At 65.2% G+C, this 25446-nt stretch carries 25 protein-coding genes; 8 read left to right on the forward strand and 17 right to left on the reverse strand.

What is annotated here, in order from left to right:
- Positions 1 to 30: 30 nt before the first annotated feature.
- Positions 31 to 1674: a peptide ABC transporter substrate-binding protein gene (locus MUK71_RS12180; RefSeq protein WP_227903692.1), complete on the reverse strand. Its 1644-nt coding sequence runs from the start codon at positions 1672 to 1674 to the stop codon at positions 31 to 33.
- Positions 1675 to 2123: 449 nt separating this feature from the next.
- Between MUK71_RS12180 and MUK71_RS12185 the strand changes: the two genes are divergently transcribed.
- Entirely contained in the window at positions 2124 to 2735 is a 612-nt protein-coding gene (locus MUK71_RS12185; protein ID WP_227928837.1) for an NAD(P)-dependent oxidoreductase, read from the forward strand.
- 30 nt (positions 2736 to 2765) lie between these two features.
- On the opposite strand, the gene MUK71_RS12190 is transcribed toward MUK71_RS12185, so the two are convergent.
- Both MUK71_RS12190 and MUK71_RS12195 read right to left on the reverse strand, forming a co-directional pair.
- The gene (locus MUK71_RS12190; protein WP_227928836.1) at positions 2766 to 3929 is read right to left on the reverse strand and encodes a hypothetical protein; all 1164 of its coding nucleotides are present in this window, start codon (positions 3927 to 3929) and stop codon (positions 2766 to 2768) included.
- A 39-nt stretch (positions 3930 to 3968) separates the two neighbouring features.
- On the reverse strand, positions 3969 to 4985 hold the full coding sequence (locus MUK71_RS12195) for a hypothetical protein (RefSeq protein ID WP_227903698.1): 1017 nt from the start codon (positions 4983 to 4985) through the stop codon (positions 3969 to 3971).
- A gap of 90 nt (positions 4986 to 5075) precedes the next feature.
- Here MUK71_RS12195 and MUK71_RS12200 point away from each other — a divergent pair, with 90 nt between their 5' ends.
- On the forward strand, positions 5076 to 5645 hold the full coding sequence (locus MUK71_RS12200; protein ID WP_227903700.1) for a TetR/AcrR family transcriptional regulator: 570 nt from the start codon (positions 5076 to 5078) through the stop codon (positions 5643 to 5645).
- Positions 5646 to 5850: 205 nt separating this feature from the next.
- The gene (locus MUK71_RS12205; protein ID WP_227903701.1) at positions 5851 to 7785 is read left to right on the forward strand and encodes an MFS transporter; all 1935 of its coding nucleotides are present in this window, start codon (positions 5851 to 5853) and stop codon (positions 7783 to 7785) included.
- Positions 7786 to 7855: 70 nt separating this feature from the next.
- On the opposite strand, the gene MUK71_RS12210 is transcribed toward MUK71_RS12205, so the two are convergent.
- Complete coding sequence (locus MUK71_RS12210; RefSeq protein ID WP_227903702.1) at positions 7856 to 8413, reverse strand: dihydrofolate reductase family protein; 558 nt, start codon at positions 8411 to 8413, stop codon at positions 7856 to 7858.
- Positions 8414 to 8671: 258 nt separating this feature from the next.
- Here MUK71_RS12210 and MUK71_RS12215 point away from each other — a divergent pair, with 258 nt between their 5' ends.
- Positions 8672 to 9484 carry a hypothetical protein gene (locus tag MUK71_RS12215; protein WP_227928835.1) on the forward strand — a complete coding sequence of 271 codons (813 nt, stop codon included), beginning with the start codon at positions 8672 to 8674 and terminating at the stop codon, positions 9482 to 9484.
- Here MUK71_RS12215 and MUK71_RS12220 read toward each other — a convergent pair.
- Positions 9471 to 9923 carry a hypothetical protein gene (locus MUK71_RS12220; protein WP_227928834.1) on the reverse strand — a complete coding sequence of 151 codons (453 nt, stop codon included), beginning with the start codon at positions 9921 to 9923 and terminating at the stop codon, positions 9471 to 9473. The two genes, MUK71_RS12215 and MUK71_RS12220, sit on opposite strands and share 14 nt — an antisense overlap.
- A gap of 565 nt (positions 9924 to 10488) precedes the next feature.
- On the opposite strand from MUK71_RS12220, the gene MUK71_RS12225 reads away from it, so the two are divergent.
- On the forward strand, positions 10489 to 10638 hold the full coding sequence (locus MUK71_RS12225) for a hypothetical protein (RefSeq protein WP_227928833.1): 150 nt from the start codon (positions 10489 to 10491) through the stop codon (positions 10636 to 10638).
- A gap of 157 nt (positions 10639 to 10795) precedes the next feature.
- Here MUK71_RS12225 and ychF read toward each other — a convergent pair whose 3' ends face one another.
- From ychF to MUK71_RS12240, 3 genes are all read right to left on the reverse strand, one after another.
- Positions 10796 to 11881, reverse strand: coding sequence for a redox-regulated ATPase YchF (gene ychF / locus MUK71_RS12230; protein ID WP_227903709.1), 1086 nt, complete (start codon positions 11879 to 11881; stop codon positions 10796 to 10798).
- A 21-nt stretch (positions 11882 to 11902) separates the two neighbouring features.
- A complete protein-coding gene (locus tag MUK71_RS12235; RefSeq protein WP_227928832.1) occupies positions 11903 to 12988 on the reverse strand; it encodes a 4-hydroxy-3-methylbut-2-enyl diphosphate reductase in 1086 nt (361 codons plus the stop codon).
- Positions 12989 to 13055: 67 nt separating this feature from the next.
- Complete coding sequence (locus tag MUK71_RS12240; RefSeq protein ID WP_227928831.1) at positions 13056 to 13886, reverse strand: hypothetical protein; 831 nt, start codon at positions 13884 to 13886, stop codon at positions 13056 to 13058.
- Positions 13887 to 14049: 163 nt separating this feature from the next.
- On the opposite strand from MUK71_RS12240, the gene xseA reads away from it, so the two are divergent.
- Both xseA and MUK71_RS12250 read left to right on the forward strand, forming a co-directional pair.
- Positions 14050 to 15318 (forward strand): exodeoxyribonuclease VII large subunit, encoded by a 1269-nt coding sequence (xseA, locus tag MUK71_RS12245; protein WP_227903714.1) that lies wholly within the window; start codon positions 14050 to 14052, stop codon positions 15316 to 15318.
- An 86-nt stretch (positions 15319 to 15404) separates the two neighbouring features.
- Positions 15405 to 15632 carry an exodeoxyribonuclease VII small subunit gene (locus tag MUK71_RS12250; protein ID WP_227903715.1) on the forward strand — a complete coding sequence of 76 codons (228 nt, stop codon included), beginning with the start codon at positions 15405 to 15407 and terminating at the stop codon, positions 15630 to 15632.
- A 33-nt stretch (positions 15633 to 15665) separates the two neighbouring features.
- Here the strand turns inward: MUK71_RS12250 and MUK71_RS12255 are convergent, their stop codons facing one another.
- The 8 genes from MUK71_RS12255 to MUK71_RS12290 all read right to left on the reverse strand — a co-directional run bounded on the left by MUK71_RS12255 (position 15666) and on the right by MUK71_RS12290 (position 23550).
- Positions 15666 to 16883, reverse strand: a complete 1218-nt coding sequence (locus MUK71_RS12255; RefSeq protein WP_227903717.1) for a pyridoxal phosphate-dependent aminotransferase — start codon at positions 16881 to 16883, stop codon at positions 15666 to 15668.
- An 86-nt stretch (positions 16884 to 16969) separates the two neighbouring features.
- Entirely contained in the window at positions 16970 to 17923 is a 954-nt protein-coding gene (locus MUK71_RS12260; protein WP_227903718.1) for an ABC transporter substrate-binding protein, read from the reverse strand.
- On the reverse strand, positions 17920 to 18696 hold the full coding sequence (locus tag MUK71_RS12265) for an ABC transporter permease (protein WP_227903720.1): 777 nt from the start codon (positions 18694 to 18696) through the stop codon (positions 17920 to 17922). The genes MUK71_RS12260 and MUK71_RS12265 overlap by 4 nt, the downstream gene beginning before the upstream one ends.
- Positions 18697 to 18698: 2 nt before the next feature.
- Positions 18699 to 19457 carry an ABC transporter permease gene (locus tag MUK71_RS12270; protein WP_227928830.1) on the reverse strand — a complete coding sequence of 253 codons (759 nt, stop codon included), beginning with the start codon at positions 19455 to 19457 and terminating at the stop codon, positions 18699 to 18701.
- Between the two features lies 1 nt (position 19458).
- Entirely contained in the window at positions 19459 to 20559 is a 1101-nt protein-coding gene (locus MUK71_RS12275) for an ABC transporter ATP-binding protein (protein ID WP_227928849.1), read from the reverse strand.
- 252 nt (positions 20560 to 20811) lie between these two features.
- Positions 20812 to 21276 (reverse strand): NUDIX hydrolase, encoded by a 465-nt coding sequence (locus MUK71_RS12280; protein ID WP_227928829.1) that lies wholly within the window; start codon positions 21274 to 21276, stop codon positions 20812 to 20814.
- On the reverse strand, positions 21266 to 22255 hold the full coding sequence (locus MUK71_RS12285) for an N-acetylglucosamine kinase (protein WP_227928828.1): 990 nt from the start codon (positions 22253 to 22255) through the stop codon (positions 21266 to 21268). The genes MUK71_RS12280 and MUK71_RS12285 overlap by 11 nt, the downstream gene beginning before the upstream one ends.
- 47 nt (positions 22256 to 22302) lie before the next feature.
- On the reverse strand, positions 22303 to 23550 hold the full coding sequence (locus tag MUK71_RS12290) for an MFS transporter (protein WP_227928827.1): 1248 nt from the start codon (positions 23548 to 23550) through the stop codon (positions 22303 to 22305).
- A 133-nt stretch (positions 23551 to 23683) separates the two neighbouring features.
- Here MUK71_RS12290 and MUK71_RS12295 point away from each other — a divergent pair, with 133 nt between their 5' ends.
- Complete coding sequence (locus MUK71_RS12295; RefSeq protein WP_227903728.1) at positions 23684 to 24160, forward strand: Lrp/AsnC family transcriptional regulator; 477 nt, start codon at positions 23684 to 23686, stop codon at positions 24158 to 24160.
- A 13-nt stretch (positions 24161 to 24173) separates the two neighbouring features.
- Here MUK71_RS12295 and MUK71_RS12300 read toward each other — a convergent pair whose 3' ends face one another.
- The gene (locus MUK71_RS12300; protein ID WP_244802776.1) at positions 24174 to 25433 is read right to left on the reverse strand and encodes an aminoglycoside phosphotransferase family protein; all 1260 of its coding nucleotides are present in this window, start codon (positions 25431 to 25433) and stop codon (positions 24174 to 24176) included.
- Positions 25434 to 25446 lie beyond the last annotated feature (13 nt).

The following is a 25446-nucleotide window of genomic DNA, read 5'->3' on the forward strand; positions in this document are numbered from 1 at the left end:
CGGGCCCCGGATCGGTCGGTCTAGATGAGGCTACTTGGCCGTGACGTTGTAGTAGACCGGGACGCCGTTCCAGCCGGTTTCAACGTTCTCCACGTTGTTGCTCCAGCCGGACTGAGCCACCTGGTACCACAGCGGGATAACGGGGAGGTCCTTGAGCAGGACTTCCTGTGCCTGGTTGAAGATCTCGGCACCCTCTTCAGGAGTGGAAGCCGCGAGGCCTTCGCTCAGGAGGTTGTCGAACTCTTCGCTGGAGTAGTCACCGTCGTTGGAGCCCGCCCCGGTGCCGTACAGCGGGCCGAGGAAGTTGTTCAGCGACGGGTAGTCTGCCTGCCAGCCGGTGCGGATGGCGCCGGCGAGCGTCTTGGCAGTTGCGTCTGCGCGCAGTTCCTTGAACGTTGCGTAGGGCTTGCCTTCGGCGTTGATGCCGAGGTTGTTCTTCAGGCCGTTGGCTACTGCGTCCACCCACTCCTTGTGGTTGGCGTCAGCGTTGTAGCCGATGGTGAAGGGCTTGTCAGCGGGCCAGGGCTCGATCTTCTCGGCCTGCTCCCACAGCTCCTTGGCCTTCTCGGGGTTGAACTCCAGCACCTCTTCACCGGGGATGCTGTCGCTGTAGCCCTCGATCACCGGAGCGGTGAATTCCTTGGCCGGTTCACGGGAACCGGAGAAGACCACCGAGGTGATCTCTTCCCGGTCGATGGCCATGGAGATGGCCTGGCGGCGCAGCTGGCCGGCCTCACCGGAGAACTCGGGCAGGTAGCCCGGGATGGTGATGGTCTGGTTACCGGCGTAAGCCTTCTCGGAGTAGCGGCCCTCACCCAGATCGGTCTTGAACGTCTTCAGTGCCGCGTTCGGCATGGTGTCCAGGATGTCCAGGTTGTCCGACTGCAGGTCTGCGTAGGCAGCATCGAAGGAGGAGTAGAACTTGAAGGTCACTCCGCCGTTCTGCGGGACACGGGTTCCGGTGTAATCCGGGTTTGCAACGAGGTCAATCTGGACCTCGTGCTGCCAGGCATCGTCGCCGTCGAGCATGTACGGACCGTTGCCGACGGGCTTTTCGCCGAAGGCGGCCGGATCCTCGAGGGCTGCAGCAGGCAGCGGGAAGAAGGCCGTGTAGCCGAGGCGCTGCGGGAAGTCAGACTCCGGCTGGCTCAGCTTGACGGTGAACGTGTTGTCATCGACAACCGTCAGGCCGCTCATGGTGTCTGCCGTGGCACCTTCAGCGCTGACCTCGTCATAGCCTTCGATGCTCTCGAAGAAGTACGAGTTCAGCTGGGCGTTCTTGGCAGCGGCACCGAAGTTCCAGGCATCCACAAAGGACTTGGCGGTTACCGGGTCACCGTTGGTGAACTTCTGGTCCGCCTTCACCTTGATGGTGTAGGTCTGGGAATCTTCGGTCTCGATGGACTCGGCCAGCTCGTTGACCGTGTTGCCGTCAGCGTCGTAGCTGACCAGGCCCTCGAAGAGAAGGTCCATGATGCGTCCGCCGCCAACTTCGTTGGTGTTGACCGGCATCAGCGGGTTCTGCGGTTCGGTGCCATTGGCAGTAATGATTGCGGTGTTGTCGCCTTCACCGGAGCCTTCGGCCGATTCGTCGGATCCTCCACCGCAGGCGCTCAGCGCGAGTGCGGCAACAGCCGCTACGCTCAGCATTTTGGAAGTGCGTGTGACGCGCATTCCGCCTCCTAAGTTCTGTTCGGTTCCGGCGTTGTTACGCCGGTGTTGCGGCTCCGCCAAATGGTGAACCGACTCACAAAGCCAACAGCATAAGCCCAAGTTGATTCGCGGCGGTAACAAAGTAGGGGTGCCGCCCTGACACAGGGGCATCTGTCACCATCGGCCGGCAACGAAAGACGCTCCCCACATGGGATTAAAGCGCATCAAAGCGGCTGGTAACAATTTGGCATACCGGCGGCGGATTACATGCAATGACATGTCACATTTGCCTGTTTGGTGTGACACTTGTCCGCTGTTTTACCGGTGTCACAACCACAATGCCCACCCCGTAGAGTGCGGGCTGCACCCCGGAACCGTGCGCGGGTTGTGCGCACCGGTGAGGGGTCCGGCCCGCGGTAAAATCGCAGCGCAGGTGCACCGCGCGCCCGACAACGGGAATAGAGGATTCAGTGAAGATCACGATTATCGGCGGGTCAAAGGGCACTGGCGCACAGTTGGCGGACCTCGCCCGCACAGCAGGCCACGAGGTGACTGTCCTCTCCCGAAGCGGGACGGCCACAGACGGCGTGACCGTGCTTACCGGCAATGCCACCGATCCTGCGGCTGCCGCGCGCGCCGTGTCCGGGGCGGACGCCGTCGTCGTCACCGTTGGCGGCGCCAAAGGTGTTTCCCGTCAGCGTGCCGAAGTCACCAGGACTGTCATCACGGCCATGCAGGAACAGGGCGTGAACCGGCTGTTGGTGCAGTCTTCCCTGGGTGCCGGGGACTCGGGTTCCCAGCTGCCCGCGCCGTTCCGGCTGGTAATGAAAGCGGTGCTCGCGAAGGCTCTGGCGGACCACAACGAGCAGGAAGCTGCGGTGAAGGATTCGGGGCTGGCCTGGACCATCATCCGGCCCACCGGGCTGACTGACAAGGAACCCGCCGGTAAGTGGAAGGCACTGGAAACCACCGACGCCGGCCAGCTCGGCGGGTCGATCCCGCGCCGGGACCTCGCTGCGTTCATGCTGCACACCCTTACCGATGACTCCACCGTGGGGAAGGCCTTTGGAGTCAGCAGCTAGGAGGCCGGGCACCTCAGGCGGGCGGTGACTTCAGACCAAGGCCGAGCGGACCGCCGCGAGGATGGCCCGGTGGTCGCTGCGGAGACGGTGCATCGCGGACAACACGAGGTTCATATAGCCGTGCCCTACCCACTCCGCGTCATCCCGGAGCGCCTCTTCAACGGCCGCCTTCGTCATCGGGATGAAATCGAGTCCGTTCGATTCCCAGTCATCCGGGCCCATGCCGAGCCGACGGGCCGCGATGAAGGACGCGTTGGTCCACCCCGTCTGGGTCAGATTGACGTGACCCAGCAGGGCCCATTCATACCGGGTGACGTCGCAGATAAGGCCGTGGAACGTGATCCGGTTACGAATATCCGGTTCATTCTCAAGATCGATTCCGAGTTCCTCTGAGATTCCCCGCAATGCCGTGCGGTAGGGATCCGGAAGCCCGGTTTTGGGGTCCAGGTCCATCAACGCCATGCCTTCATTGACCGAGATGTGCCGCAGGTTGCGGCCGCCGGAGGTTTTCGCACTCCGACGGGTGAGGAGCAGATGATCATCTGCCGTTTCAATGGTCAGGTTAATGCCAAAGGAATGCGACAGGCCCGGCAGTACGTCCAGTAATTCTTCACCAAGGATTTCACCACCCGCCAGGCCTTCAGCGAAGCGCTTCTCCCATTCCGAGGAGATCACCTGGAAGGACGCATAATCGGTTTTCGCGTAGTGGAGTTTTAATGCAGGCAACTCGTGGGAACCCACCCGCGAGACCTCCAACCGGCGCAGCGCAAGCATCTCAGCGTTCCAGGCTCCCGGTGCGGCGTCCAGCTCCCTGCGTTTATCCTCGATCATCCGTTCCAGATCCGCAGCTCCGCCTGGCTGCAGCCTCGTTGGCAACCTGTCAACAAGTCCACCGGCAGACTGTGCAGGCAGAGTTGCGGAGAACAGATGCTCCGGGCGGAAACCGTCCACGGCAAACTGCCTGACGTAGATCTCATGTTTGGCCGCGCCCACGGCAAAGGTTTCTCCGGAACCGAGGAGCCGGGTTTCCCTGCGAAGCCGGCGTTGCCGGTGGATTCGGCCAAAGGTTTTATACCAGAGCGGCTGGACCAGCCTGCCGGATATATTGAGGAATTTCTCAGCGACCACTCCGGCGGACGCACTTAGCAATAATGCGAAACTGTAGGACCACGCGCCGGAAACCCATTCAAACATGGGTTCATCCTAGGTGCTTTTGGAATTATGACCTGCGCATCAATTCCCCGCGGGTACAGCCTCTTTCTCTTTGCGGGCCCGGAATGCCTTAATGGACGGTCCGCTGAACCACAGTGCCGCGCCTGCGAGGACCCAGATCCCCAGGGTCAGGGCCGCGGCCCCGCCGCCGACGCCGCCAAAGTAGGCAACGGAGCGCACAAGCGTACCGGCAGCGCCGGGAGGTAGGAGCTGGCCAATTACTGCAACCCCGCCCGGAAGCCACTGGGCGCTGGTGGCAATGCCGGCAAAGGGATTGCCAACAAACATCATGGACATAGCCGCGATGGTGAAACCTTTTGTGCCAAAACACTCGTTGAGACCGGCCAGCGGCAGTGCCAGCGCGGCGATACCCAGCGCCACACTTGCCGCGACCGGAACCAGCGGTCCCTCGATGCTGCCGAACAGATATTTGAGGACCGCGGCGACAACAAATCCCCCCGCCACGGAAAAACCGGTAAGCCCGGCAAAGATCCACCAGCGCTGCCCGGACAGCATTGAGCGGAACGCCACGGCCGGCACAATGCCGCCGAACACCAGCGGAAAGGCCAGCCCTCCGATGCCCACGCCGGTGGGGTCGCCCGGGGGAAGCGGAACCACGTCTACGATCTCCGCTGTCTGTCCCATGCCGCCCGCCATTGTGGCCCCGACGTTGCTGACCGTTCCTGACACCGCCGTGGAACCGGCACTGGCAACATAGACGGTCATATCCGGATCCGTGAAGTCGAACCCGCCGACAATCTCCCGGTCCCGGATTCCTTCCTGGAGCTCATCTGCGCTCCCGTAGGACTGCACCGTGAAGGCACCCGGTGACTGGTCCTCCAGCGTCTCGGCGACCGATGCTGCCCGGTCCTGGGATCCCACCACGCCAAGGGCCAGATCCCGCGGCCCGGAGTGGAGCGAGGGTGAGATGAACAGCATCAGCAGCGCCAGCAGAATGACGGAGAGCCCGAGGGTCAGGCCGGCCCACACGGCCGCGTGCTTTCGATGCGAGCCGGAGGACGGCGGGAGGGATGACATGGTTCCTTCTTCTTTCCGGAGGTATTTCCTCCGCTTACATGGACGATATTCCTCCGGTTTAGACTGAGGGTCAACTTGAGGGAGGCATGGATGCGAGCCGACGCTGTACAGCGAAGAGAAGCGATCATCGGCCATGCGAGACATGTGTTTGCCGCGCGAGGCGGTGACGTTGCCTTGGAAGCAGTGGCCGCTGCCAGCGGCGTTGGTATTGCGACGCTCTACCGGAACTTCCCGTCCCGGGACGACCTGATCCGGGCGGTGATCGAGGATATGGTCCGGGAGATCCTGGCGATCGTTGCCGAGGCCCGCGCCGCTGCCGCAAAGGACCCGGCGGAGGCCTGGAAGGGCTTGCTGGCCAGGTTGATGGAGATGGAACTCGGAGCCCTGACCGATGGTCTTGTCCTGCAGGCCGGTGCAGGAACAGACGCAGCAGGCGCATCGCCGCTCGTGCAGATCCAACAGCCCGCACTCGACGCCTTGGAAGAGCTGCTGACGATTCTGAAGCGCACCAATGCCGTGCGGACGAGCATCACTGCCCCCGGGGTCATTGTGGCGGTGGCCACCATTACCCGCCCGCAGGCGCCGGCCATCCGCGACGCGGCTCCCGGTGTCCCGGGAGAGCTCGCCGAGGCCTACCTTCTCTGGAGCAGCGCCGGATAAACCCGCGATAAGTTGCGGCCCCGCCCCGGCATTGACGGGCCGCATACGGCCCACGACGCCCGAGCCCCGGGCCGGTGACCTGCTAAGATTGATGCGGCCTATGGCCATCACGGCATCGATGACACGACACGCGGGGCACTGCAAAAAGTACCTTCTGACACGGCACGGTCGATCGCCTCCACACCGCCGACTGTCAGGAGACTCCATGGCGCCCTCTTCAATTTCCCGTCCCGATATCAAGGGACGCGCAGGTGGAATGATCGCGGTCGCAGCGGCCGCTGCGTTCCTCGCCACCTTCAACGAGACGTTCCTCAACGTAGCCTTCACGCCGATCATGCAGGACTTCGGCGTCAACATCAGTACCGTTCAGTGGCTGACCACGGGTTACCTGCTTGTCGCAGCCGTGTTCGTACCCGTCGCCAACGTTCTGTACCACCGGTTCCCCACCAGACCGCTGTTCGTCGCCGTCGTCGCCATCATGGTTGTCGGATCGGTGGTGGGAGCCCTTGCGCCCACCTTCGAAGTGCTGCTGATTGCCCGCTTGCTGCAGGCCATCGGAACCGGTCTGCTCACCCCCATCGGCATGAACATCACGCTTGCCGTGTCGCCCCGCGAAAAGCTGGGGCTCAACATGGGCATTATGGCGGCGATGACCACCCTCGGCCCGTCGCTGGCCATCGTCCTGTCCGGCGCCATTCTGACCGTCGCTCCCTGGACCACGCTGATGTGGGTATTCGGCGGCCTCACCCTCGCCGTGCTCCTCGCCGGTGCCTTCGTTGTGCGGAACGCCGCTGAGCTGGGCCGGCCGGTTCTCGACATTCTCTCGTTCATTCTTGTTGCTGCCGGTCTGGTCGGGATCCTCTACGGCGTATCCAGCGCCTTCGAGGGATCTGCCCTTTACGCAGGTATCGCCGGCATCGTTGGATTGCTCGCCATGTGGCTGTTCGTCCTCCGTCAGCGCCGCATCGCTAATCCGCTGATCGACATGCGCCCGTTCTCCAACGCACCTTTTGTGCTCGGTGTACTGATGACGATGCTCGGCCTGGTCTTCGTCTTCGCCATGAACGTGGTTATCCCGCTGTTCCTCCAGGGCGCGCTGGACATGCCGCCGCTGGGCGCCTCGCTCACCCTCGCCCCCGGCATCCTCCTCACCGTAGGCATGGGACCGATTGCCGGCCGCATGTTCGACCGGCACGGCGGCCGCTGGTCCATTCCGCTCGGGTTCCTCGTTATGGCGGTCTTCGTCACGCTCGTCGGTGTTGCTGCGGGCCACTCGTCGGTCTGGATCTTCGGCATCCTCTACGTTCCGGCAGTGCTGGCAACGGCATTCGTCGTCGGGCCTGCGCAGACGTTCGCGCTGTCCAACCTCGACCGTGAGACCAGCCCGCACGGCGTCACGATTGTCTCCACCAGCTTCCAGATCGCCGGCTGCGTGGGTACCTCGCTCGCCACCGGTATCTACGGCGCAGTGATTGCGGCGAAAGCCGGTACCGGGATCAGCGACACTGATTCGCTGCTGGCCGGGTTCCACGGCGCCGTCGCCTTCGTGGTCGCCACCTCGCTTCTCGGCATCCTCCTCGCGTTCCTGGCCTACCGTTCGGTGCGCTCACGCCGCAGCACTGAAAGTGTGCAGCACCCGGCTTCCGCCCTGGATACGCTCATGAAGTCCGACGTGTACGCCCTGTCCTCGGAACAGTCCGTCCTCGACGCCCTCCGGACCTTCGCTGAGCGCGGTATCTCGGGAGCACCGGTTCTCAACGCGGACGGCACGCTGGCAGGCTTCCTGTCCGACGGCGACGTCCTGCGCTATCTCTCGGCAACCCACCCGTCCTCGACGTCGATCTACTCCTACGCCATCGGGGCCGAGGACGATTTGGAACAGGCCATGTCCGATCTGGCGAACCTGAACGTCATGCGGCTCGCAACGCACGACGTCGTCACTCTCGACGCCGGCGCATCGCTCAGTGACGCTGTGGCTGCCCTGTCCGACGCGCGGCTCAAGAAGGTTCCGGTGGTCAACGGGGCTGATTCCCGTCCCATCGGCATCGTAAGCCGGTCCGCGGTCAACCGCCTGGCGATCGCAACGTACCTGCGTTCGCGCGGTGAAACTGCGCAGACTGAAGCCGGTACCCCGGCGTAGCCCCGCGAAATAGTGAAGGCCAGGCCCGTCGGGCCTGGCCTTCACTATTTACCGGTGGTCTTCCCTGCCATTAGCCAGCCCGCCGGTAGTGCACCGAGATGGCACCATTGCCCATCGGTTCAGCGGAGATCAGTTCGAGACTGCGGGTGCTGTTGAGAAGGCCCCCGTACAGGGTGGGACCGTGGCCGGTAATTCTGGGGTGGACGAGGAAAATGTACTCATCAACCAGGTCCAGCCGGTCCAGACCGGACGCCAGCATGCCGCTGCCGAGAAGAACACCGTCCGGGGTCCTGTCCTTGAGGTCCAGTATTGCCGTCCGCAGATCCCCTTCGATGTGGTGGCTGTTATTCCACGGGAAGTCGCTGCGCGTCGCGGACACCACGTACTTGGGTTTGTTTTCCAGCGTGAGGGCCCAGTCCCGCATTGCCGGCGGTGCTTTCACCTCCCCACTGGCAACCAGCGGCCAATAGTCCTCCATCATTTCGTACGTGGTGCGGCCCCAGAGCATGGCGCCGGCCTCGTCCAGGAGGGCAGTGAAGTGCGCGTGTGTCTCGTCGTCGACAATGCCCGCCCGGTGGTCGATACAACCGTCAAGGGTGACGTTGATACTGAAGGTGAGCCGGCCCATACACTGATTCTTCGCGTCGCCGGCGCTCGTGTGCAAGGGCTGCCGGTTATTCCAGGGCCTGCCCTGCGCCAAACGTCCTGAATCGGGTCACAATACAGTGACGGCGACCGGCAACTGCGAACTGTTTCGTTTCCCGTACCGACATATACGTATGTGGACGGATCTACCTGAAGAAATACATCGACAAGCGGAAACCGAACGGGATCCCTTGAACGGAACATTAGCTGCGCTGACGCCGGCGCTGGAAAAGGAACTCTCGTGGAAAACACTCACCAAAACGGTGACGCCAGGGCCCAGCTTGAAGGCTTTCTTTCGCATCTCCAAAATCTGCTGCGATACATTGACGCACGGTTACAGGAGAAGGGGACGATCGCGCAACGTTACCAGCCGCTGGAGCCACTCAATCCGAAGTGGGGAATCCTGCCATTAGTGCTGTTGACTGTTGGTCTCGTGGTCCTTCTTACCGCAATCGGGACGCCGATCATTCAGGCATGGGCGAAAGCTGATGCGTATGCACAAGGACAAATCTTCTACTCGAATATCCAGCCGCTCAGCGTCGCCATTCTCGCAAGCCCGGTTGCCCTCGCCTTGGCATCGGCCATCTGGCTCGTTCGCAACAGGCTCGTTCTTCCCCGGCTGCACGCCCGGACAGAACAGATCAATCAGCAGCGAGTGACGCACAACCAGGCCGTATCGGCTGACGAGCAGCGAGTGGATGCCCAACTCACCCAGGCCAGCCGTGACTTTGCCTCGGACATCGGCAACCGGTTCCCTCAGGCCTACCTTTATGACGAAGCAGTCGGCTTCTGCCTCCAACTGGTGCGCGATCACCGGGCCAGCACCATTCACGATGCGATCAACCTCTACGAGACCGAACGTTACCGTCAGCGGATGGAAAACCTGCAGGCCTGGCAACTGGCGGAAGCACAGCAGACGCGTAAGCTCATGGCTCTCGGCACCGTGGTCAACGCAGCGATGCAGGGCGCGATGATTGGGACCGTGCGACACGAAGGTGCACAGACTCGTGCGGCCCTACGCAAGCCCGTCAATGTGAACGTCAGGGTGCGCTGAGGTCCGGCCACCACCAGCGGTGCCGTGACCGGCGCTTTTGTGCACGCTCTGCCCTGCGTCGGGCGGCGTCGAAATAGTCCTCGCGCGCCGCATCAAAGACCGGCTGGGGCAGGGCCAACGGAGCACGGTCCAGCCGTCGTCCTGCCAGGATTTCGCCGATAGCACCCGGAATCATCCGCATTCCCTGAGCCCCCTTGATGGACCGCCTGATCCGTTCCCCCTCCGCCGTGAGCAGCATCCCCCACGACGAGTCCACTTCAGCCAGACCGGAACCGACCAGGATCGACATTGCCGTCTCCATCCGTTCCCGCGAAGGGACGTCGGCCTGCAACATGTCCCACCCCGGCAGCAGCGTCCGGAGCGTCGAGGGGCGCTTCCCAGGATGCAGCAAGGTCATAAGCGTTGCGGCATCGGAGATATCCAGGTTTCTACGGTCCATGCCGGTCACGCTAGCGCATTTCGAGAAAGCTTGTTGTGAGCACCCCCACTGTTCCGGTACCAGCTCGATACTGGCGTGGGACTGACGTTGCTTTAGGTCAGAAGACGGTACGTTCATTGCCCTTCAAGAAACTCACAGCCCCTGAAGGATAGCCTACCCAGTCCGAACGATTCTGGAGAAAGAGTTCCTTGGCCTTATCGAGGCACATATAGGCATCGGTTCGTGAGTGGTCTTTATCAGGAACGAGCGCTTTAAGTAATTCGACTGTATCCAGGTGTATCTCTCGGCCTTGATCGTCAATAAGCGCATACTCCCAATTATGAGATAATCCGAAAAGACCAGATCGCCGATGCTCTACTGCTTTCAGATATCTTTCCTTATACGCCATATTGACTACCCAAATCCCATGCTGCTTGTGGATCCTGACTATAGTTAGGATACCCCGACACCCGAGCCAACTATTCCTGAATCATCGGCATCGGCTTTGACCCTCCTGTGTTCGAGGACACCCTCGAGAGCAACAACGCGCTTAGCTGGCTGGCACCCGTCAGCCGTTCAACTTCGCATGATCAACAACATTCTCGGCGACGATAACAAGCAGAAGTACATCGGCGAAAATGAAGCAGCGTTGAAAGAGCAGACCAAGGTGTTCCGCTCCGGGATCATCGCAACCGTCGATCCCGAGATCACCATCGACTTTGAGTTCGCAGGGTAGATGCCAGCACCGTGTCCTGGCTGAAACTAGTCGTCGTCCTTCGAGGACAACTCGGCCATCGTTTGCTTCATCGGTTCAAGCTACCAAGGGACAAGCGAGAAGGGGTCGTTGAGAACATGTGTTCTCAACAGCCCCCTCCGAGTCCCATAATCAGGAACTAAACATTGAACCTAAACTCCACCACGTCGCCGTCGGCCATAACGTATTCCTTGCCTTCGATGCGGACCTTGCCGCGGGACTTGGCTTCGGCCATGGAACCGGCTTCCACCAGGTCATCGAAGGACACTACTTCAGCCTTGATGAAGCCGCGCTGGAAGTCGGAGTGGATCACGCCGGCCGCCTGCGGTGCGGTGTCGCCCTTGCGGATGGTCCATGCACGGGTTTCCTTGGGACCGGCCGTCAGGTAGGTCTGCAAGCCCAGGGTGTGGAAGCCGACGCGGGCCAGCTTGTCCAGGCCGGACTCTTCCTGACCGCTCATCTCCAGCATTTCCCGGGCTTCTTCCTCATCCAGCTCCACCAAGTCGGCTTCGAGCTTGGCGTCGAGGAAGATGGCGTCCGCCGGGGCAACGAGTTCGCGCAGTTCGGCCTGGCGCTCCGGGTTGCCCAGCACGGCGTCGTCCACGTTGAACACGTAGATGAACGGCTTGGCGGTGAGCAGGCTCAGCTCGCGGAGGTGCTCCATCTCCAGCTTGTCCTTCTCCACCGAGGAGAAGATGGTGTCGCCGCGTTCCAGCACGGCCTGCGCAGCCTGCATGGCGGTCAGCTGCGCCGCCTCGCGCTTCTTGATCTTGACTTCCTTTTCCACCCGCGGGATCGCCTTTTCCAGCGTCTGCAGGTCGGCCAGGATCAGTTCGGTGTTGATGGTCTCCATGTCGGAGCGCGGATCCACCTTGCCGTCCACGTGGATGACATCGGGGTCATCGAACACACGGATAACCTGGGCAATGGCCTCGGCCTCGCGGATGTTGGCCAGGAACTGGTTGCCCAGTCCCTCACCTTCGGAGGCACCCTTCACAATGCCGGCAATGTCCACAAAGGACACGGTTGCCGGGAGGATGCGCGCCGAACCGAAGATCTCGGCCAGCTTCGCCAGCCGCGGATCCGGAAGCGAGACGACGCCGACATTCGGTTCGATGGTGGCGAACGGATAGTTCGCCGCCAGCACGTTGTTGCGGGTCAGCGCATTGAACAGGGTTGATTTGCCGACGTTGGGCAGGCCGACGATGCCAATAGTAAGAGCCACGTTAGTAAATGATACCGGGCGCTAGGACTCGTCGGCACGGCGGCGGCCGCCAAGCCCGCGGGAGGAATCCCCCATGGCCTTCAGGGTGGCCCGGATTTCCTTGGGCAGCGAGAAGATAATGTCCTCTTCGGCCGTTACTACCTCTTCGACGTCGCCGTAGCCGTACTCGGCAAGCAGGTTCAGCACATCCTGGACCAGGTTCTCCGGCACGGAGGCTCCGGACGTGACACCCACGGTGGCCACGCCCTCGAACCAGCTTTCATCCACTTCGTTGGCAAAGTCCACGCGGTAGGAGGCCTTGGCGCCGTATTCAAGCGCCACTTCCACGAGCCGGACGGAGTTGGAGGAGTTCGCCGACCCCACCACCAGCACCAGATCCGCTTCCGGGGCAATCTTCTTGATGGCCGCCTGGCGGTTGGAGGTGGCGTAGCAAATGTCGTCGCTGGGCGGATCCTGCAGGGTGGGGAAACGTTCCCGGAGCAGGTTCACGGTGTGCATGGCTTCGTCCACGCTCAGGGTGGTCTGGGACAGCCAGATGACCTTCTCCGGATCCCGGACGGTGACCTTGTCCACGTCTTCGGGTCCGTTCACAATCTGCATGTGCTCGGGAGCTTCGCCGTAGGTGCCCTCGACCTCTTCGTGCCCTTCGTGTCCGATGAGCAGGATGTCGAAATCGTCGCGGGCAAAGCGCACTGCTTCGCGGTGCACCTTGGTGACCAGCGGGCACGTGGCATCGATGGTCTGCAGGTTCCGATCCTTGGCGGACTGCACGACGGCGGGTGAGACTCCGTGGGCGGAGAAGATCAGCCGGGCGCCTTCCGGCACCTCGTCGGTCTCATCCACAAAGATGGCGCCCTGTTCCTCCAGGGTGTGGACCACATGCAGGTTGTGGACAATCTGCTTACGCACGTAGATGGGTGGGCCGTAGGCCTCCAGCGCCTTCTCGACGGCGATCACTGCGCGGTCCACTCCGGCGCAGTAGCCCCGTGGCGCCGCCAGCAGGACACGCCGGGGCCCGTACACCGGAGCAGCGGAAGCCACGTCCTCGGGGGTGCGGCGCCGCCGGGGCACGGTGGGCATAGGCACGGAGACAACTGTGCTGGTCATGCACCCATGCTATCGGGTATGCCCTGCCTCGCCGGGCCACAGCGGGGTGGGTACGCTCACAGCAGAGCTACCGACGGGCAGCACTCAGTCCCCGGAGCAGCAGCCCCACCACGAACACCGCCGCCCCGGCCAGCATCAGGGCCACCGTCCACGCTGACAGGCTTGCGGCTGCCTGTCCGGCGAACGCATTGGCGAAAGCCGATGCCACCGGGCTGCTGAACTGCTGGGCTGACACCTGTTCCGGGATCCGTTCTGCTCCAAACCACAGCACGGCACCTGCGAGCGCCGCACCCAGGCCCATCAGGGCGAAGGTTGTGGACCGCCGCCGCGCCGTCAGCAGGGCCAGGATCGCTGCCGCGGCGGCGGCCAGAGCCAGTACCGGCCAGGCCTCCCCTGCACGTTCCACGTTGCGCAGCAGGTCAGGATGCCCCGCTCCGCCAATCTGCACCGGCACCTGCTCCGGGGCGGGAACATCCACGTTCAGCTCGCTTCCCACCGTTTCCGTGACCAGCCCGACAAGGGGCGCAACGTCCAGGGTCAGGTTTCCGGACGGCTCTCCGCCGTTTTCGGCAGAGAACGTGAGCGCATGCGAGCGGCGCAGCGACTCGCTCCAGGCTTCCGGATAGTCCGGCAATGCCTGGACATTTTCCACCGCGGAGGTGATCACCGGTGTCACCAGGTCCGCCAACGGTTCCGGCACATCGGCAGAGGCGGCAGCCTCCGTGGCCAGAGAGGAGGCAAGCTCGCGCTGGAACGCCTCATCCTCGGCCAGCGGCGCTCCCAGGGCGACAAACCCGCTTTCGGTCACGACGTTGGTGTTAAGCCAGGCTCCGCAGAAGGCAGCGGCTGTGAGCAGCACGGCCAGCAGGCCCAGGATCGCCGAGGCGAGGGTGCGCATAGGGGGTTCCTTGTCTGTTGCGGTCCGGCGGCATGCCGGCTGTTTCGGCCCGCGTCGGGGTCCGGTTGGAGCAGGACAGGGGGACGCACCTGATACACATTAAGCTGTACCGGTTTCCACTCCGGTTCCAGTGCCACATCCAATCCACCGCGGGAGCCTCCAGATGCAAGACGACAGCGGGCCGTTGAGTCCCGAGAATACCCCGGAGAAGACCACACTGCCCGCAACGGCCGCGCAGACCTCACCGGAGAATCCGTGGCCGCTGGCACTGCTCTCCAAGAACCTGAAGAGCTACATTGACCGTGCTCCGGCCACCTGGGTGGAAGGCCAGGTCATCGAGCTGAACCGGCGTGCCAACGCCTCCTACATCACCCTGCGCGACGTCGACGCCGAAGTTTCGCTGTCGCTGACGGCATGGAGCGCAGTGATGAACAGGCTCGAGCTTCCCTTGGAGCGGGGTGCCCGGGTGGTGGCCCTGGTCAAACCCGACTTCTGGGTGAAAACCGGGCGGCTGTCCATGCAGACCCGGGACATCCGGCCCGTGGGGCTGGGGGATCTGCTGGCCCGGATCGAACGGCTGCGGCAGGCACTGGCCGCCGAAGGCCTGTTCCGGGAAGACCGCAAGCTTCCCCTGCCGCTGCTGCCGGGCCGGATCGGCCTGATCACCGGCCGCAACTCCGATGCCATGAAGGACGTGATGCGCAACGCCGCCCTGCGCTGGCCAGCTGTCGCCTTCGAGGTACGCGAGGTAGCGGTCCAGGGCGTCAACGCCGTCGCAGAGGTGAGCCGGGCTCTGGCCGAGCTGGATGCCATGCCCGAGGTGGACGTCATCGTGATCGCGCGCGGCGGCGGATCGCTGGAGGATCTGCTGCCGTTCAGCCACGAGGACCTGGTCCGCGCGGTATCCGCCGCGCTCACCCCTGTGGTCAGTGCCATCGGCCACGAGGCGGACCGTCCGCTGCTCGACGACGTCGCCGACCTGCGTGCCTCGACCCCCACGGATGCTGCCAAACGAATTGTCCCTGACGTGGGCGAGGAACTGACCCGGGTCCGGCAGTCCCGGGCCCAGCTGCGCCGCGTGATTCAGACGCTGCTTGCCCGGGAAACGGACCGGCTGAACCATATCCGGTCCCGGCCGGTGCTGGCCGCACCGCTTTCCATGGTCGAGTACCGGGAAGAGGAGATCTCCCGGCTGCGCGGCAGGGCCCTCTCTGCTGTGACCGCCGAAGTACGGCGGGACACGGACCGCATCGGGCACCTGCGAGCCCAGGTTCGCGCGCTTTCGCCGCAGAACACCTTGGACCGCGGTTACGCCGTGGTGCAGCTGAAGGACGGTTCAGTAGTACGCGACGCAGGCACGGTGCCCGCAGAAGCCCCGCTAAGGATCCGCGTGGCAGTCGGTGAGCTCACCGCCACCGAAGGCACGCGCTGACCGGACTCTCCCGTGGACCCGTCCGGGCCGCCACGAACACCATTCACACCAAGACACAGCACGCCAGCAAGCATTGAGGACAAGACATGAGTGAAACACCGGCAGTACCGGCAGACATCGAGGCCATGAGCTACGAGCAGGCCCGCGACGAACTGATGGCAGTGGTGGGACGGCTCGAAACCGGCGGCGCCAGCCTGGAGGAATCACTGGCCCTGTGGGAGCGCGGCGAGCACCTGGCCAGCCGCTGCGAGTCATGGCTTCAGGGCGCCCGGGAGCGCCTGGACGCCGCCCGGGAACGGGCTGCCGGCGAATAACGCCGGCAGCCCGTCGTCACGCCCGGAAACCAGCTACTTCCGGTACCCGGCGAGGAACTCGCCCAAGCGCGTCATGGCATCCTCGATGTCCTCCACGCTGGGCAGGAACACCATGCGGAAATGGTCCGGCCGTACCCAGTTGAAGGCCGTGCCCACGGAAATCAGGATTTTCTGCTGCTTGAGCAGGTCCAGGGCAAACTGCTCGTCATCCTTGATGGGGTAAACATCCGGATCGAGCCGCGGGAACAGGTACAGGGCACCCTGGGCCAGTTCGCAGCTGACCCCGGGAATGTCGTTGAGCATCTGGTAGGCCTTGTCCCGCTGGGCGCGCAGCCGGCCGCCGGGCAGGATCAGGTCATTGATGCTCTGGTAGCCGCCGAGGGCGGTCTGGATGGCGTGCTGGGCGGGAACGTTGGCGCACAGCCGCATGTTCGCCAGCAGGTTGATGCCCTCGATGTAGTCCGCGGCATCCTGCTTGGGGCCGGAGATGGCCATCCAGCCGCTGCGGTAGCCGGCAATCCGGTACGCCTTGGACAGGCCGCTGAAGGTCAGGCAGAGGACGTCATCCCCCGTGAGGGAGGCGGAGTTGATGTGCACGGCGTCGTCGTAGACGATCTTTTCGTAGATTTCATCCGAGAAGATGATCAGGCCGTGCTTGCGTGCCAGTTCAACGATCGACTTCACCACGTGTTCGGGGTAGACCGCACCCGTGGGGTTGTTCGGGTTGATCAGCACAATGCCCTTGGTCCGGTCGGTGATCTTCGCTGCGATGTCATCCACATCGGGCCACCAGTGCTCCGATTCATCGCACATGTAGTGCACGGCTGTACCGCCGGCCAGGGAGACCGACGCCGTCCAGAGCGGGTAGTCGGGGGCGGGCACGAGGATCTCGTCGCCGTTGTTCAGCAGCGCCTGCAGGGACAGCGTAATGAGTTCGCTGACGCCGTTTCCCAGGTAAACGTCATCGACGTCGATGTTGTTGATACCCCGGCCCTGGTAGTACTGCACCACGGCAGTGCGGGCGGAGAAGATGCCGCGGGAATCGCTGTACCCCTGTGCCTTGGGCAGGTGGCGCATCATGTCCACCAGAATGGCCTCGGGTGCCTCAAAGCCGAACGGGGCGGGGTTGCCGATGTTCAGTTTCAGGATGCGGTGGCCGGCCGCCTCCATGCGCTGCGCGTGTTCCAGCAGCGGTCCGCGGATGTCATAGAGGACGTTATGGAGTTTGTGCGACTGCTTGAATTCTGCCATTTCTTTAGGATGCCATAGCGCAGCACCCCCGCAGCGTATGTGTCACTGCGGGGGTGCCGGATGCGCACCGGGGAACCGGCCGGGGCTCAGGCGAGGCCCTTTTCCTCCAGCCAGTCCTGCGCTGCTTCGCTCGGATCCAGTTTCTGGTCGCCACTGACGGCCTGGTTCAGGGCAATCAGGTCCTCAGTGGTCAGCTGGGCTGAAACACTGTTCAGGACCTCGCGTGCTTCCTCGCTGACCCGGTCATCGGCAATCAGGGGGATGACCTGCTGGGCAGGCCAGTTCTGCTTCGGGTCTTCCAGGACCACCAGGCCGTTTTCCTCGATGGCGGGGCTGGTGGTGTAGATATCGGCCACCTGCACGTCGTCGTTGATCAGGGCATCGACCGTCAGCGGTCCCCCGCTGTCACCGATGGCAGTGAATTCCTTGAACTCGCAGCCATACTTCTCCTTCAGCCCGGCCAGGCCCTGGGTGCGCTCGGCGAACTCGGCCGGTGCGCCGAGGGTAAGTTCCCCGCACACCTCGGCCAGGTCCTCCACGGTCTCCAGCTGGTACTTTTCGGCAGTGGCCGCAGTGACCACCATGGCGTCCTTGTCCTGGGCATCCGACGGTTCAAGAACCACCAGGTTTTCCGGCAGCTTCTCCCCCAGTGCATCGACAATTTCGCCGGGATCCACCAGAGCGGTTTCCGGGTCCACCTCCACCAGCAGTGCGCCGGTGTATTCGGGGATCAGGTCAATCGAGCCGTCTTCCAAGGCCGGGATGTACACTTCCCGGGACCCGATCCCGAGCCGCGTCTCCGCCGGAACACCGGCAGCGTTCAGGGCGCCGGCATAGATCTCGGCAATGGTGCTGCTTTCCGGGAAGTCCGCGGACCCCACCACCAGCGTCTGCTCGCTGCTGCTGCCGGAGGCGGCCGGAGCGCTTTCATTCTCCAGCGGATCGCCTCCTCCGCTGCAGCCGGCCAGGGCCAGTGCCATCCCGCCGGCGAGGACCGCCAGGGCCTTCCGCCGGGGATTCCGGCTCGCGTGCTGCATCATGGTTTTCCTCCTTGTGCGCCGGCCGCGGGAACTCCGCTGCCGGTCGATGTGCCGGACGCCTGCCGGCGCCCGAGTCCTTTGGGGATCAAAAAGTGCGAGGCCAGGGCAATAACGGCGTCCACTGCCAGGGCCAGCAGGGCGATAATGACCGCCCCGCCGAACACCCGGCCGTAGTCGCCCACAGCCAGTCCGTCGATCAGGTAGCGGCCCAGCCCGCCAAGGTTGATGGTGGCCACCACCGCTGCAGTGGCCACCACCTGCAGGGTCGCGCCGCGCAGCCCGCCCAGCAGCACCCGCATGCCGTTGGGCAGCTCCACCGTGAACAGGATCCGGGCTTCGGTCATCCCCAGGCTGCGGGCGGCATCCACCACGCTGCGGTCCACGGCGGCCACTCCGGCGTAGGTGCCGGCGAGCAGCGGTGGAACCGCCAGCAGCACCAGTGCCCAGATGGGCGGCATCAGGCCCAGGCCCGCCAGGAGCACAAACAGGGTAAGCATGCCCAGCGTTGGCAGGGCCCGCAGCAGGCCTGAGAGCGCCACCACGGTCACCTGGCCGCGGCCGGTATGCCCTATCAGCAGGCCCACCGGGATGGCGATGGCCGCGGCTATCAGCAGGGCCAGGCCCGTGTACTGCAGGTGTTCCAGGGTCCGTACCGGGATTCCGGCGGCACCGCTCCAGTTGGCAGGGTCGGTCAGCCACTCCCAGCCCTGGCCAAGGGCGTTGGTGCTGGTGTAGTCGGTGAGGGGCAGTCGCAGGGACGGATTCACGGACATGGTCAGGCCCCCTTCAGCGCGGCATCAGGGGCTGCGTCGAGCGAGGCGGGCCGGGACGACGACGCCGGTGCGGGGCTCCCGCTCCCGTCCGGGCGTCCGCTTCGCTTCCGTCGCCTGCCCGTGCCGCCGGCAGCACGCATCCACGGTGTCAGGAAGCGCTGAAGCAGCACCAGGATCAGGTCCATCAGGAAGGCGAGGACGAGGGTCGCGAGGATGCCCACCACAATCTCGGTGACGAAGTTCCGCCGGAGGCCGTCGCTGAAGAAGAAGCCCAGGTTCTGGACCCCGATCAGGGCGCCCACACTCACCATGGAAATGTTGCTGACCGAGACAACGCGCAGCCCGGCGATGAGGACCGGCACCGACAGGGGCAGGTCAACGGTGAGGAAGCGGCGGAACGGGCGGTACCCCATGGCTACCGCAGCCTGCCGGACGCCGTCGTCCACTGAATCGAAGGCATCCACCGCTACGCGCAGCATCAGGGCAACGGCGTAAATGGTAAGGGCAACAATGATGTTGGCCAGGTCCAGGATGCGCGTGCCCAGGATCGCGGGCAGGGTAACGAACAGCGCCAGCGAGGGGATGGTGTAGAGCAGGGAGCCGGCGGACAGCACGAAGGTGCGGATCTTCCGGCGCCCGCGCACCAGCTGCGCCGCGGGCACGGCAATCAGCACGCCGATCACCAGCGGCACCACCGACTGGTACAGGTGCAGTCCGCTCAGCCGCAGCACGTCATCGATATGGGAAAGGAACCACTCCATTTCAGGCTCCGCTCCGCTGCACCCGGGCCGCTTCGATCAGCGCCAGGATTTCAGCAGGGCGGACGACGCCGGTGACCCGGCCCCCGGCGTCCACGGCCACACCCAGCCCCGACGGCGAGGACAGGGCAGCGTCCAGTGCGCGGCGCAGGCTCTCGCCTTCCGGATACAACGATCCGCCCGGGATCAGCGACCCGGTGCCGGTGATCGAGCGGCGGGCCGTGGCGGGCACCCAGCCCAGCGGGGCGCCGTCGGCGTCCACACACAACGCCCAGCCGTCGGTGACGTTCACGGCGGGATCGGCCAGCTGATCGGCGCGGAGCAGCTGCACGGGATGGACGGGCACGCTGCCGCCGTCCTGGAAGGACAAATGCCGGAAGCCGCGGTCGCGTCCCACGAATCCGGCGACAAAGTCATCCACCGGAGCGCGCAGGATCTCTTCGGGGGCCGCGTACTGGGCCAGGCGCCCGCCGGTGGCGAAAACGGCCACCTTGTCCCCCAGGATGGTGGCCTCGTCAATGTCGTGGGTGACAAACACTATGGTTTTGGACAGGTCCTGCTGCAGCCGGAGCAGTTCCTGCTGGAGTTCGTGCCGCACCACCGGGTCCACGGCGCTGAAGGGCTCATCCATTAGCAGCACCGGCGGGTCCGCGGCCAGCGCCCTGGCCACGCCCACCCGCTGCTGCTGGCCGCCGGAGAGCTGTGCGGGGTACCGGTTGCCCAGCGTGGAGGCCAGCCCGACGACGTCGAGCAGTTCCGCGGCCCGGAGCCTCGCCTCGCGCCGGGAGGTGCCGTTCAGCCGCGGCACGGTGGCCACGTTGTCCAGCACCGTCCGGTGCGGCAGCAGGCCGGAGGACTGCATCACGTAGCCCATGGACCGCCGGAGCTGCGCAGCGGGGCCCTGGGCGATGTCCCGGCCGTCCACCTCGATGGAGCCGGAGCTGGGCTCGACCATCCGGTTGATCATGCGCAGCGACGTCGTTTTGCCGCAGCCGGACGGGCCAACGAAAACGGTCACTGACCCGCGCTCAATGTCCAGGTTCAGGTCCTTCACCGCCGGGGCGGCGTCGCCGTAGGTTTTGGTGACGGACCGGAATCGGATCATGGGTGTCGCTGCCTCCTGCCCGGGGCGGACCGCGGTGGCGGGCCTGCCGGTGGCGGGGGCTTCGTGGTTGAATGCAGGGTCTGGCGGCGGGGTCATGCTGCGTGCCTTCCGTGAGGGATGCCGGTGCACTGGCAGGTCGCGACGTGCCGTGAAGGATCACGGTATTTCACGGCTGCCGCGCTAGTCCAGCAGGATGCGTCTCGGTAATGGATACGTGTGCTGCGTTCCGCGGGGTGAAACAGGTGCCGGCGGCTAACCTGCTCTGGTGCCGGGACCGCTGTGTGCGCCGGGGCTCCCGAACAGGCGAAGTCCGGCATCCACCAGCTCGGTCCGGTCCAGGGAGGCGACCTCCTCCAGCGGAAACCAGGCGGCCTGATCGGTGCTGCCGCCCGTTTCGTGGCGCAGTGCTCCGCCGGTAATTTCCGCGGCGTAAATGATGCGCAGGCCGTGCAGCAGCCGGGGTTCCCCGCGCATCCGGCGCCCGGGCGGAATGAAATGGCTGTCCACCCCCAGCAGGGCGCCAAGACGGACCTCGAAGCCGGTTTCCTCCCGGACTTCGCGGACAGCCGCGGCGGGCGCGTCCTCGCCGAGTTCGAGCCCGCCGCCCGGAAGCGTCCAGCGTGAATTGCCGAACTGGTTCCAGTGCGCCAGGAGTAGTTCACCGTCGCGGATAATCACTGCGTATGCGCCCACCCGGACATCGAAGTCAGCTGCCATGTCCGGCCCGCTCCGTGCCGAGAAGATACGCCGTACCGAGGACGGGGTCCTGGTTCAGGTACCGGACATCTGCCAGTCCCGCTGCGTTCAGCCGGGTCCGCAGCAGGTCCTGGAACAGGGGCTGGTGCATGCCCAGCCCGCCGCCGACCACCACCGGTCCGGAGATTTTCAGGAGCCGGGCCACGTCGGTGGTCAGCCCGGCCAGATGCTCCGCTGCCGTGTGCACTATGTCAGTGGCTGCGGGGCTGCCGGCCCTGGCCGCCTCGAACACCAGTCCCGCCTTGCCTGCCCAGTACCGGCGGTCGGTGCCGCCGTGGAACAGCCCGATCAGTTCAGTGGGGTTACTCAGGTCCACAGCCTGCAGCAGGGCGGTGCTCAGGGCATCCGGTTCCCGGCCCAGATTGTTCAGGCGCAGGGAGTGCCGGACGGCTTCGCGTCCTATCCAGTACCCGCTGCCTTCATCTCCCAGCAGGTAGCCCCAGCCGCCGGAGCGGGCCTGGCGTCCGGCCGCATTGGTTCCCCAGGCCACCGACCCGGTGCCGGCAATGACGGCGATGCCCTCCGAGGCCGATCCGGCGGCGAGGATCAGCCGCGTGTCGTGGACGACGTCGACGGCGGCGTCGGGCACGTGCGTGGAGATCAGCGCGCGCAGGGCAGCGGCGTCCTGTTCCGTGTCCACTCCGCCCGAGCCGGCAATCACGCGGGTTACCCCGCGGGTGCCGAGCCGGGTGAAGACGTCCGCCAGCGAGGCCCGGGCCGCTTCCACGGACACGTTCTGGACGTTGGCGCTGCCGGCGACCGCTTCAGCGATGACGGCACCGTTCCGCAGACGGATGCCGTGGGTTTTGGTACCGCCGATGTCCAAACCGATGGCGTCGGATCCGGGACCTGCCCCGACGGTTCCCTCCGGTCCTGTTCCCTGTGGTCCTGTTCCCTCTGACCCTGGGCCCTCCGGTGCGGGAGTGGAAAATGCATGCATCCGTCCAGCCTACTTCCCGCAGCGGGCCGGCGTACCGGCACTCAGCCCTAGGCGGAGATGCTGCGGCGCCGGGCCCGGACCAGGCTGAGGACGGCCAGGAACAGGCAGGCTGCAGTGATGAGGCCGGAGAACCAGGCCACGGACGGCCCCAGCCCCCAGAGGGCACCCGCGGCGCCCAGGCCCAGCACGGGCAGGGCGCTGCCCAGATAGGTGATGACGTAAACGGTGCTGATGATCCGGGCATGCTCGGAGGCTTCCACTGCCGCGGCCACCTCGTTGAAGACCACCCGGAAAGCCATGCCCTGGCCGAACCCGGCCAGCAGGCAGGCGGCGACCAGCAGGGCCAGGCTGCCCGTGGCGCCTGCCACCGGGATGAGGGCGATTCCGGTGCCCATCAGGGCCAGGCCGGCCGGCGCGGTGTAGCGGCCCCGGATGCCGGTCAGCTGGCTGACCGCAGAGGCACCAAGGGCGAGGGCCGCCAGCAGGCCGATGGCCGGCCGCCAGGTGGTGCCGGCAATGTCCGAAAAATACGAGGGCGCCAGCGACAGGCAGAAACCGAAAGCGGCAAAACTGAGGAACCCGGTGGCAGAAGCCACCCAGAACTGGGTGCGGGCACGGTGGGAGACAGCGGGCTTGCGCGGCCGCAGCATGGCCAGCGGCCTTCCCTCCGTCAGGGAGATGGCGGGGCGGGCCTTGAGCAGGCACAGCGGCACCAGCAGACCCGCCAGCACCGCGGAGTGGATCAGGAACGGCGTCAGAGTGGGTGCCGGGAGCAGCGAAAGCAGTCCGCCAATCACCGGACCGGCAGCCACACCACCGGCCGAGACCAGCAGGGTGAAGCGGGTGGCCCATTCGGGCCGGTGCGGCAGCAGCTCGCGCAGCGCGGCCGAGCTCGCTCCGGTGGCCAGTGCCACGGAAGCGCCTTGCAGCGCACGGCCTATCATCAGCGCCCCGACGTCGGTGGCGGTGCCGAAGATCAGCCCGCCGGCCAGGGACACCACACCGGCGACCACGAGGGCGGCGCGGCGGCCGATGTAATCCGACCAGTGCCCCACCAGCAGCAGGCCAGCCACCAACACCAGCACGTACGAGGCGAATGCCAGCGTGACGCCAAAATAGGACAGACCCAGCGAAGCACCCAGCAGCGGATACAGCGGGGTGGCCAGATTGGCGCCAATAAGCAGGGTGGACATCACGGCGAGCGTAAGGATGAGCCGGGGACGTATGGCGGCGTCCCATTCCTTCCGCGTGGTCCGGGCGGCGGGCTGCATACGCAGCTCACTGAGCACTGTCAACTGGTACTTCCATCCTATTTGTAGCTAATGCTCCTACAGGATGGGGTGTCGCACTGCACGGAGAACACATTAGAGTGTTCTTTTGACCAATCCGCTCAATATGCTCGCTCCCCACTGACAGGAGATGCGCTAAATGGCCAATCTGGACGCACTGGACCGCCGCCTGCTGCTGGAACTGGTAAGGGATCCCCGGGCCCAGATCAGCGACCTGAGCGAGAGACTGGGCGTGGCCCGCAACACCGCGCAGAGCCACGTGCGGCACCTGCTCCGCGCCGGCGTTATCCGCACTGCCGGACGCGAAGTCGATCTGGCGCAGCTGGGCTACGATGTGCAGGCCTTCGTCACCATCGAGGTAACCCACCGGGAGCTCGACGGCGTGATCTCGGGGCTGCGCACCCTCCCCCAGGTGCTGGAGGTCCACGAGATCTCGGGCCGGGGGGACGTCTGGTGCCGGGTCACGGCCACGGACACCCAGCAACTGCAGCAGGCCCTGCGTTCGGTTCTGCGGCTCAAGGGCGTCATCCGTACCGAGACCGTCCTGGCCCTCCACGAACATATTCCTTATCGCACCGAGCCGCTGTTGGAAAAGCTTGTCCCGACCGTCGAGTGACGGCGGGATCACGCTACTCCGAGGCGGCGCGGAGCAGGCGCTGAGCGGTTCCCAGCCGCAGCCTGGCACTGTGGACGCGTGCACCGCGGTGACCGCCGCGCGCCCCGGCAACGAGCGAGAGCACCACGCCGGCAGCCCTGGCATGCAGCGCCGCCGGGTCAACTGCGGTTTCGAACACCCGCCGGTACTCCTGCAGGGCATGGTCCAAGTGGGGCCGTGAGGGGTTGGCAGCAGCCAGCACCGCCAGGTGGCCGATCAGGCACGCCAGATCATCCACCCGGTGTCCGGGACCGAGGGCATCGACGTCGAGCAGGCCGCTGACCCTGGTGCCCGTCATCAGCAGGTTGCCCTCGTGGAAGTCGCCGTGCACGGGCACCACGGGTCCGGCCGGCGTGGATTCGAGTGCCTCCTGCACCCCGGCTGCCAGTGCACGGATACGGACCGCTTCATCAGGCAGCACCGCCGCGGCTGCCGCTGCGTAACCGTGGGCACCTTCGGCCCAGGACCGTCGCCGGGGCAGCTCTGCAGCCTGCACGGGGAGGGTATCCAGCAGCTCGAGAAACTGCTCGGGTGCTACTCCGGCGGCTCCGTCCTCCACCAGCAGCCGGAAAAGGGAGGCGCCGGGCAGGGCACTGAGCATCAGCACACCCCGGGCCGTGGCTTCAGGTGCCGCGAGCAGCCGCGGGGCCGGAACTCCGGCGGTCTCGAGCAGAAGGTGCCGCCGGCGCAGGGCGGGCAGCTGTTCTTCGGGAAGCAGTTTCAGGTAGGCGCTGCCGCGGGGGTGCTCCACCTGCACCACGGCTCGGCGCAGTGGCCGGTAGGCAAGCAGGTGCAGACGCGCCGGTTCGGCGGAGGCAAAGGCGTCCCGGCCCACCGCTGGGGCATCCGTGGCCCAGGGCAACCCCGGCAGGGCGGGATCGTGGGGATGGATCCACATCCGCAGCCGGAGTCCGGCAATGCGGGCGGAGGCCGTGTGCGGTCCGTCCGGCCAGGCCGCCGCGTCCGCGGTGGTAGCGCCGATATGCAGTACCAGCGCTGCAGAGGCAGGAACGTCCGGCCCGGTGCCGGAGGACGTCGGTGCGGCCGTCCGGCAATGAACCCGGTAGAGCGCCGAGACTGATCCCCCGGGCCTGTGGTGGGTGCGCAGGTGCTGCCAGCGTTCCAGCCGCAGGCCGCGGGGCTTCAACAGGTCCTGCAGTGGGCCACGCATGGCGGCACCGGCGAGGACGGACACCACATCGGCGGCGCGCCCGGGAGCGGTATGCTCGGTCACCATCCGGCAGCCG

It is taken from the genome of Arthrobacter zhangbolii (assembly GCF_022869865.1).
Taxonomy (GTDB): Bacteria; Actinomycetota; Actinomycetes; order Actinomycetales; family Micrococcaceae; genus Arthrobacter_B; species Arthrobacter_B zhangbolii.

Coding starts and splice junctions, on each gene's coding strand:
- MUK71_RS12180 (WP_227903692.1), bottom strand. CDS start 1,674: ATGCGCGTCACACGCACTTCCAAAATGCTGAGCGTAGCGGCTGTTGCC.
- MUK71_RS12190 (WP_227928836.1), bottom strand. CDS start 3,929: ATGTTTGAATGGGTTTCCGGCGCGTGGTCCTACAGTTTCGCATTATTG.
- MUK71_RS12195 (WP_227903698.1), bottom strand. CDS start 4,985: ATGTCATCCCTCCCGCCGTCCTCCGGCTCGCATCGAAAGCACGCGGCC.
- MUK71_RS12200 (WP_227903700.1), top strand. CDS start 5,076: ATGCGAGCCGACGCTGTACAGCGAAGAGAAGCGATCATCGGCCATGCG.
- MUK71_RS12205 (WP_227903701.1), top strand. CDS start 5,851: ATGGCGCCCTCTTCAATTTCCCGTCCCGATATCAAGGGACGCGCAGGT.
- MUK71_RS12210 (WP_227903702.1), bottom strand. CDS start 8,413: ATGGGCCGGCTCACCTTCAGTATCAACGTCACCCTTGACGGTTGTATC.
- MUK71_RS12220 (WP_227928834.1), bottom strand. CDS start 9,923: ATGGACCGTAGAAACCTGGATATCTCCGATGCCGCAACGCTTATGACC.
- MUK71_RS12225 (WP_227928833.1), top strand. CDS start 10,489: ATGATCAACAACATTCTCGGCGACGATAACAAGCAGAAGTACATCGGC.
- MUK71_RS12235 (WP_227928832.1), bottom strand. CDS start 12,988: ATGACCAGCACAGTTGTCTCCGTGCCTATGCCCACCGTGCCCCGGCGG.
- MUK71_RS12240 (WP_227928831.1), bottom strand. CDS start 13,886: ATGCGCACCCTCGCCTCGGCGATCCTGGGCCTGCTGGCCGTGCTGCTC.
- xseA (WP_227903714.1), top strand. CDS start 14,050: ATGCAAGACGACAGCGGGCCGTTGAGTCCCGAGAATACCCCGGAGAAG.
- MUK71_RS12250 (WP_227903715.1), top strand. CDS start 15,405: ATGAGTGAAACACCGGCAGTACCGGCAGACATCGAGGCCATGAGCTAC.
- MUK71_RS12255 (WP_227903717.1), bottom strand. CDS start 16,883: ATGGCAGAATTCAAGCAGTCGCACAAACTCCATAACGTCCTCTATGAC.
- MUK71_RS12260 (WP_227903718.1), bottom strand. CDS start 17,923: ATGATGCAGCACGCGAGCCGGAATCCCCGGCGGAAGGCCCTGGCGGTC.
- MUK71_RS12265 (WP_227903720.1), bottom strand. CDS start 18,696: ATGTCCGTGAATCCGTCCCTGCGACTGCCCCTCACCGACTACACCAGC.
- MUK71_RS12270 (WP_227928830.1), bottom strand. CDS start 19,457: ATGGAGTGGTTCCTTTCCCATATCGATGACGTGCTGCGGCTGAGCGGA.
- MUK71_RS12275 (WP_227928849.1), bottom strand. CDS start 20,559: ATGATCCGATTCCGGTCCGTCACCAAAACCTACGGCGACGCCGCCCCG.
- MUK71_RS12280 (WP_227928829.1), bottom strand. CDS start 21,276: ATGGCAGCTGACTTCGATGTCCGGGTGGGCGCATACGCAGTGATTATC.
- MUK71_RS12285 (WP_227928828.1), bottom strand. CDS start 22,255: ATGCATGCATTTTCCACTCCCGCACCGGAGGGCCCAGGGTCAGAGGGA.
- MUK71_RS12295 (WP_227903728.1), top strand. CDS start 23,684: ATGGCCAATCTGGACGCACTGGACCGCCGCCTGCTGCTGGAACTGGTA.